This window comes from Mesorhizobium sp. M7A.F.Ca.CA.002.09.1.1, from assembly GCF_003998555.1.
Lineage (GTDB): Bacteria > Pseudomonadota > Alphaproteobacteria > Rhizobiales > Rhizobiaceae > Mesorhizobium > Mesorhizobium ciceri.
Window position 1 is genome coordinate 1 of sequence record NZ_RZRR01000223.1, and the last position, 6,938, is coordinate 6,938.

The 6,938-nt window shown below is 63.9% G+C and carries 9 protein-coding genes; 2 read left to right on the forward strand and 7 right to left on the reverse strand.

Annotated elements, in window-relative coordinates; translation table 11 throughout:
• Positions 1 to 22: 22 nt before the first annotated feature.
• The 3 genes from EN994_RS12410 to EN994_RS12420 all read right to left on the reverse strand — a co-directional run bounded on the left by EN994_RS12410 (position 23) and on the right by EN994_RS12420 (position 2,316).
• Positions 23 to 622, reverse strand: a complete 600-nt coding sequence (locus tag EN994_RS12410; RefSeq protein WP_063169646.1) for a DNA-3-methyladenine glycosylase — start codon at positions 620 to 622, stop codon at positions 23 to 25.
• A 91-nt stretch (positions 623 to 713) separates the two neighbouring features.
• Entirely contained in the window at positions 714 to 1,697 is a 984-nt protein-coding gene (locus EN994_RS12415) for a threonine/serine dehydratase (protein ID WP_027161221.1), read from the reverse strand.
• A gap of 295 nt (positions 1,698 to 1,992) precedes the next feature.
• Positions 1,993 to 2,316, reverse strand: a complete 324-nt coding sequence (locus EN994_RS12420) for a hypothetical protein (RefSeq protein ID WP_024502197.1) — start codon at positions 2,314 to 2,316, stop codon at positions 1,993 to 1,995.
• Between the two features lie 175 nt (positions 2,317 to 2,491).
• Here EN994_RS12420 and mbfA point away from each other — a divergent pair, with 175 nt between their 5' ends.
• Positions 2,492 to 3,475 carry an iron exporter MbfA gene (gene mbfA / locus EN994_RS12425; protein ID WP_013528652.1) on the forward strand — a complete coding sequence of 328 codons (984 nt, stop codon included), beginning with the start codon at positions 2,492 to 2,494 and terminating at the stop codon, positions 3,473 to 3,475.
• A gap of 10 nt (positions 3,476 to 3,485) precedes the next feature.
• On the opposite strand, the gene EN994_RS12430 is transcribed toward mbfA, so the two are convergent.
• The 3 genes from EN994_RS12430 to EN994_RS12440 all read right to left on the reverse strand — a co-directional run bounded on the left by EN994_RS12430 (position 3,486) and on the right by EN994_RS12440 (position 4,439).
• Positions 3,486 to 3,830: an antibiotic biosynthesis monooxygenase gene (locus EN994_RS12430; protein WP_013528651.1), complete on the reverse strand. Its 345-nt coding sequence runs from the start codon at positions 3,828 to 3,830 to the stop codon at positions 3,486 to 3,488.
• Positions 3,827 to 4,159 carry an NIPSNAP family protein gene (locus EN994_RS12435; RefSeq protein ID WP_013528650.1) on the reverse strand — a complete coding sequence of 111 codons (333 nt, stop codon included), beginning with the start codon at positions 4,157 to 4,159 and terminating at the stop codon, positions 3,827 to 3,829. Before EN994_RS12435 ends, EN994_RS12430 begins: the two co-directional genes overlap by 4 nt.
• A gap of 64 nt (positions 4,160 to 4,223) precedes the next feature.
• Positions 4,224 to 4,439 carry a DUF1127 domain-containing protein gene (locus tag EN994_RS12440; protein WP_063169647.1) on the reverse strand — a complete coding sequence of 72 codons (216 nt, stop codon included), beginning with the start codon at positions 4,437 to 4,439 and terminating at the stop codon, positions 4,224 to 4,226.
• 68 nt (positions 4,440 to 4,507) lie between these two features.
• Between EN994_RS12440 and EN994_RS12445 the strand changes: the two genes are divergently transcribed.
• Positions 4,508 to 5,182: a winged helix-turn-helix domain-containing protein gene (locus tag EN994_RS12445; protein WP_013528648.1), complete on the forward strand. Its 675-nt coding sequence runs from the start codon at positions 4,508 to 4,510 to the stop codon at positions 5,180 to 5,182.
• A gap of 76 nt (positions 5,183 to 5,258) precedes the next feature.
• Here EN994_RS12445 and ligD read toward each other — a convergent pair.
• On the reverse strand, positions 5,259 to 6,938 hold a 1,680-nt coding region (gene ligD, locus EN994_RS12450; RefSeq protein WP_127307560.1), incomplete at its 5' end, for a DNA ligase D.

Sequence of the window (6,938 nt, forward strand, 5' to 3'; positions counted from 1 at the left end):
TCTCCATGGTTTATAACTGCCACTAACCGTTGAGCGATTTCGGGCCGCTGACGAAGGCGCTCCCCTTGACGTAAAACCGCAGCGGGCGATCGGCATCCTTTGTAATGCCGATCCGGATGCCTTGGGCGATGTCGCCGCCTTGATGCTCGTCGGTTGCCAGCCATAGCGGGCCTTTGCGGCAAAGATCGAGCCCGTCGAGCGAACGATCGATCCGCAGTGCCTGGGCTAGCCTTCCCGGTCCTCGCGCAAGGTCGCGCAAGCGCTCGATGCCGCGATTGAGCCGCATGAGCGCAATGCCTTCGAGCGGCTCGAGCGCCCTGATGAGCACGCCGGTTCCGACCCCTGGCATCTCGCTCGAGACGTTGAGCATGTAGGAGATGCCGTAGGCGAGATAGACATAAGCGTGCCCAGCCTCGAGAAACAACGAACGGTTGCGCGGCGTCTGGCCCCGGTAGCCGTGCCCGGCGGCATCGCCGGTCACATAGGCCTCGGTCTCGACGATGCGGCCGCTGGCGATGCCTTCGGGCAGTTCGCGCACCACGATCTTGCCGATGAGAGTGCGGGCAAGGGATGCCGTATCGTCGGGCAGCTCAGAACGCGTGAGCGGGCGGTAGATGACCATGTTCAGCCCGGCGACGATTTGGAGGCGGGCGAGGAGTGATCCAAGGCGAAACCTGCCTCAGATCCATGTCGGATCCTTTGGACATCCCGTCTCAAGCCGCGGCCATGATCCCGGCATACGTGCCGAAATCGACATTGCCGCCGGACAGCACCACGGCAACGCATTTGCCGGACAGTTCGATCTCGCCCGACGACAGCGCCGCCAACGCCACGCAGCCGCCGGGCTCGACCACCAGCTTGAGATAGGCCATGGCGTCGCGCATCGCCTGTGCCGTCGCCTTGTCGGAAACGGCGATGCCGCCTGCCAGGTTCCTGCGGTTGATCTCGAAGGTGATCAGGCCGGGCTCCGCGGTCAGGATCGCGTCGCAGATCGACGCGTGGCCGGGTTCGTTCGACACCCTGGCGCCGGCGGCCAGCGACCGGCGGGTGTCGTCGAAATGCTCGGGCTCCACCGCCCAGACCGCAGTGTTGGGCGAGGCGTCCTTGACGGCAACCGAAATGCCGCTGGTCAGGCCGCCGCCGCCGCAGGGAATGACGACCGCGTCGAGGTCGACGCCAAGCGCTTTTGCCTGGCGCATCAATTCGAGGCCGATCGTGCCTTGGCCCGCAATGATGGCCGGGTCGTCGAAGGGTGGCACCAGCACCATGCCTCTTTCCACGTAAGGGCGAACCACGCTCATGCGGTCGTCGCGAAAGCGGTCGAACGGCACCACCTCCGCCCCCATCTTGCGGACGTTAGCGATCTTCATCGCCGGCGCGTCTGAAGGCATGGCGATGACCGCCTTGACGCCGAACATCGCGGCCGAAGCGGCGACACCCTGCGCATGATTGCCCGACGAGAAGGCGACGACGCCCTGGCTGCGTTCTTCGTCGCTCAGCGACGACAGCTTGTTGTAGGCACCACGGAACTTGAACGAGCCGGTACGCTGCAGCGTCTCCGGCTTGAACAGGATGCGGCCGCCGAAGCGCTTGTTCAGCTCCTGCGATTCGATCAACGGGGTTTCGACGATCAGGCCGGCGAGACGCGCGGCGGCGGCGTGGATGTCGGCGATGCCGGGAGGGGTGGTGGCGGTCATGTGAGGTCCAGTGGACAGGGGTCTTTCCATGATGCCCGCAAAGGGAGGCGGCGCACCATGGGAAAAATGTGACCGTTACAAGGTTTAGCGAGACGGTCGCCAACGCCTCGGCTGCACGCCCCCCTCTGGCCTGCGGACATCTCCCCACGGGTGGGGAGATCGGCTGGGTATCCGCTTTCGCCAATTTCCAACGTTGAAGAAGGGGCACACCTAATGAAGCTGACAATCTCCCCCACGTGGGGGAGATGTCCGGTAGGACAGAGGGGGGCGCCGTCCCGCCGCCGTCTCACGAGTTTCACCCCAACAGCGTCCTCTGCCTCTTGCTCCCGCCCAGCTTGCGCCAGTTGTTGAAGCGGTGGCTGGCGGCGGCAAAGGATATCTTCATCTGCTGGGCGACCGAATAGCGCGACTTGCCCTCGTCGAACATGCGGTAGCAGCACTCGACGCCTTCCTCGGTCAGTTTGCCGTCCGGCGCCTTGTTGTGCGGATTGGCGGGGTCGAATTTCTCGACCTGCTGCTCGACCAGGCCTTTCAGGCGCTGCAGATCGGCCTCGATGCTGGCGATGAGATCGAGAACGGGCTTTGGGTCATAGGGATGCGGAGGCTGTTTTGCCGTCATCTGCGGGTTCCTTGTTCTGGCTGGGTTGAATTATATAGGTGAACATTCACTGATAATGAAGGGGTCGGCCCGGCATGCGAGCTTCAACAATTCTTGACCGCGACCCAAGCGCGCAATTGACCGGAGGCACCTTGAGCCCTAGTTTAGAACTATTCTAAACTAGGGTGAATTCCTCATGCTTTCCCGTGTTTTCGGCTTCGGCCGCCGCCCCTTCGAATCGCTTTCCGAACAGGAGATCCTGGCGCTGGCCATTTCGTCCGAGGAGGATGACGGTCGCATCTATCGGGCCTATGCCGACGGCCTGACGGAAAACTTCCCGCAATCGGCAAAAGTGTTCGAGGAGATGGCCGAGGAAGAGGATGGCCATCGCGATTCGCTGATCGAGCTTTTCCGCAAGCGTTTCGGCGAGCGCATTCCGCTGATCCGGCGCGAACATGTGAAGGGCTATTACGAGCGCAAGCCCGACTGGCTGGTCCGGCCGCTCGGCATCGAGCACGTGCGCAGCCAGGCCGAGGCGATGGAGCGGCAAGCCTACCTTTTCTATGTCGAGGCTGCCAAGCGCACGGCGGATGCCTCGACGCGAAAACTGCTCGACGATCTGGCGGTGGCCGAACTGGGCCATGAGACACTGGCGCAGCGGCTGGAGCAGAAACATGTGCCGGGCGAAGTGAAGGATGAAGAGACCGCCGCCGAGCAGCGCCAGTTCATCCTCACCTATGTGCAACCAGGGCTGGCCGGGCTGATGGACGGATCGGTGTCCACACTGGCGCCGATCTTTGCTGCCGCCTTTGCCACGCATGACACCTGGCAGACGCTGCTGGTCGGGCTTGCCGCCTCGATCGGCGCCGGCATTTCGATGGGCTTCACCGAAGTCGCTTCAGACGACGGCAAGCTGTCGGGCCGCGGCTCGCCGCTCAAGCGCGGTCTGACCGTCGGCATCATGACGACGCTAGGCGGTCTCGGGCATGCACTCCCCTATCTCATTCCGCATTTCTGGACGGCGACCGGGGTTGCCGCGGTGGTGGTGTTCTTCGAATTGTGGGCGATCGCTTTTGTCCAGAACCGCTACATGCAGACGCCCTTCCTGCGCGCCGCCTTCCAGGTGGTGCTGGGCGGCGCCCTGGTGTTCGCGGCCGGCGTGCTGATCGGGAATGCGTGAGTAGCCTCACTCACCCATTCACCGCCCGACTGTCGGCCGGCGCCTCGTCCCTTTCCGTCAGCCCATAGTCCCTCACGACATGGGCGATGCGCAATCGGTAGCCGGCAAAGATGCCGCCGCGACCGGCCTTCTGCGCCTGCCGGTGTTCCTCGGTGTTGCGCCAGTCCTTCACGGCTTCCTCATCTCGCCAGAACGACAGCGACAGGATGCGGTTCGGATCGGCCAGGCTCTGAAAACGCTCGATGGAGAGAAAGCCGTCAATGCCGTCGAGCAGCGGACGCAGGTCCGCGGCGATGCTCAGATAGGCATCGCGCCGGCCCTCCGCCGGTTCGACCTCGAAGATGACGGCAATCACGGCAGCACCAGTTTCGCGTGCGGGCCTGAGGCCAGTTTCAGGAACATGCGATCCTCCTTCAGGATGAATCTCTCGCGTTTGGCGAACTCGTAGTTTGCCTTGCCGGCGGGATCGGCGGCAAGCCGGGCGCGATAGGCTTCGTAGGCGGCCAGGCTTTCGATGTTATAGGCCGCATAGGCGGTCGTCGCCGAGCCCTCATGCGGCGCGTAATAGCCGATCAGATCGGCGCCGCAGCGCGGAATGGCCTGACCCCAGTTGCGCGCATACTCCTCGAAGGCCGCCTTGCCGAACGGGTCGATCTCGTAGCGGATGAAGCAGGTGATGGTCATTGTGGTCTCCTCGGGGCTGCGTCAATAGTTTGAACGACATCGAAACGTCGTGCCGACTGGTCTGCTAGGGCTGCCAGAAGGACTTCGCGCATTCGCGGCGCACGTCTTGCCGCGTCAGGCCAAGGTCGCGCAGCTGATGGTCGTCGATCTCGGCAAGGTCGAGACGCTGCAGATGGCGGTCATACCAGCGGGCCAGCAGCCGCGAACGCAACCAGCTGACGAACGGGAAGAACCGACGGCTGTGGAGCGGGGCTGAGGGGAAAGCGGTTCGTGCGGCCATCGTCGTCTCCTTGATCTCACCGGAGAATAGTGATTATCTGACAAGAACGCTTCGATGAGGAACGAACTATGCGCGAAGGACCCGACATCGCCCGCATCGCCAGCCTGGTCGGCGACCCGGCACGGGCAAACATGCTAAATGCCCTGATGGGCGGCACGGCGCTGACGGCAAGCGAGCTGGCGCTCGAGGCCGGCGTCTCGCTGCCGACCGCCAGCTCGCACCTGGGCAAACTGATGGAAGGTGGGCTGCTCACGGTGGCGAGCCAGGGCCGGCATCGCTATTACGGCCTCGCCGGACCGCAGGTGGCGGGCATGATCGAAGCCATCACAGGCGTCGCGGAAGCCGTCGGTCCAAAGCGTGTGCGGCCGGGTCCGCGCGATGCAGCGATGCGCGTGGCGCGCGTCTGCTACGATCACCTCGCCGGCGAGCAGGCAGTGGCGATGCTCGACCGGCTCGTCGCCAAGAACGTACTGGTCCGCGACGAACAAGAGATCAGGCTCGGGCCATCGGCGGCTTCGCATTTCGCCGCGATCGGCATCGACGTCTACACCAAGCCGCGCCGGCCGGTATGCCGCGCCTGCCTCGACTGGAGCGTGCGCCGTTCGCACCTCGCCGGCACGCTGGGCGCCGCCATCCTCGACAAGATCCTTGCCGAGAAATGGGCGCGCCGCGAGAAGGACAGCCGCGCGGTGATTTTCTCGCTGCCGGGCAAGCAGGCTTTCGAGAAGGTGTTTCTGAGCTGAGGAGCCGACGCTGATTTCGTCACGCTGGCAGGCCAGAGGGGGCGCGAAGGATCGCTGCGCTGGCAAATTGCGCGAACTACCCCCGCTTCAACGCCTTCCCCTGCTTGAAAAATTCCCTCCACGGATCGGCTTTCGCCAGCTGCTTCAGCGTCGTCTTGTCGCCGATCGGGAAAGCGTTCGGCGGCAAGCCGGCCTCGATCTCTGGCCAGGTCACCGGCATCGACACGGTGGCGCCTTTCTTGGCGCGCGAGGAATAGGGCGCGACCGTCGTCGAGCCCCTGCCGTTGCGCAGATAGTCGACGAAGATCTTTCCCGTGCGCGCTTTTTTCGACAGCGTCGCCGTGTAGCGATCGGGGGCACCCTGCTCCAACGCGCGGGCAAAGTCATGGGCGAAGCCCTTCACCGCATCCCAATCCGCCGCCGGTTTCAGCGGCACCAGCACGTGATAGCCCTTGCCGCCCGAGGTCTTGACGAAATTCGGCAGCGACAGCTCGTCGAGCTTGCCCCGGATATCGAGTGCCGCCTCGCGCACCGCCTTCACGTCGACACCTTCATCGGGATCGAGATCGAAGATGATCTGGTCGGGCTTCTCGATCTCATCGATCGTGCACCCCCAGATGTGGATCTCGACCACGCCATACTGGACCAGTGCGGCAACACCATCGAAATCCCGGATGAACAGGATTTCCTCGCCGTCGGTCGGGTCCTTCATGCGCGCGATCTTGTCGCTCATGCCAGCCGAGGCATGCTTCTGGAAGAAACGCTGGCCGCCGACGCCGTCCGGCGCCCGCACCAGGCTGAGCGGCCGGTTGACCACGAACTGTTCCATGCGCGGCCAAACCTGTGCGTAATGGTCGAGCAGGCCCTGCTTGGATATGTTTTCGTCCGGCCACAGCAGCTTGTCGGGATGCGAGAGTTTGACCGTGGTCGTGATCGACCCGGCGGCTTTGCCGCCTGATGCCGGCTTGGCCGTGCTCTTGCCTGTCGATGGCTTGCCTGTCGCCGCTTTGGGCTTTTCCTGCACGACTTCCTCCGCCGGCTTGTCCTCGCGCAACCCCTGGAACGAGGCGTGGCGTATTATACGGTCCGAGGTCCAGCTGCGAAACTCCACTTCGCCGACAAGTTCAGGCTTGACCCAGACCAGGCCCTTGCCCTTCGGCACGGCGGTGGCGAAGGGCGATGATTTTGCCGTCAACGCATCGAGTTTTGCCTTCAGCTCATTGGCGCCCTTGCCCGAAAAACCAGTGCCGACGCGGCCGGCATAATGCAGCTTGCCGCCCTCGTGGAAGCCGACCAGGATCGAGCGCAGTCCGCGCCCGGTCTTGTCCGACGGCAGGTAGCCGCCGATGACGAATTCCTGCCGCGCCGTGCATTTCGATTTGACCCAGGTCGGGCCGCGGCCGCTGCGGTAGGGTGCATCGGCACGCTTGGAGACGACGCCTTCCAGGCCCATCCGGCAGGCATGCTCCAGCATGATCTTGCCGGGTTCGGCGAAATGGTCGCTGAAGCGGACCGCCGCATTGTCGGACTGTTCGCCGAGCAGTTCCTGCAAGGCCTGCTTACGCTCGACCAGCGGCTCGCGCCGAAGATCCTGCCCATCGAGCCGCATCAGGTCGAACACGTAATAGATGAAGCGATTGGTCCGCTTCGCCGACAGGTCCTGCTGCAGCAGCGCGAAAGACGAGACGCCGCTGTCGGCCAGCACCACCACCTCGCCATCGATGATGGAGTCGCTGCACTTCAGCCCGGCCAGCTC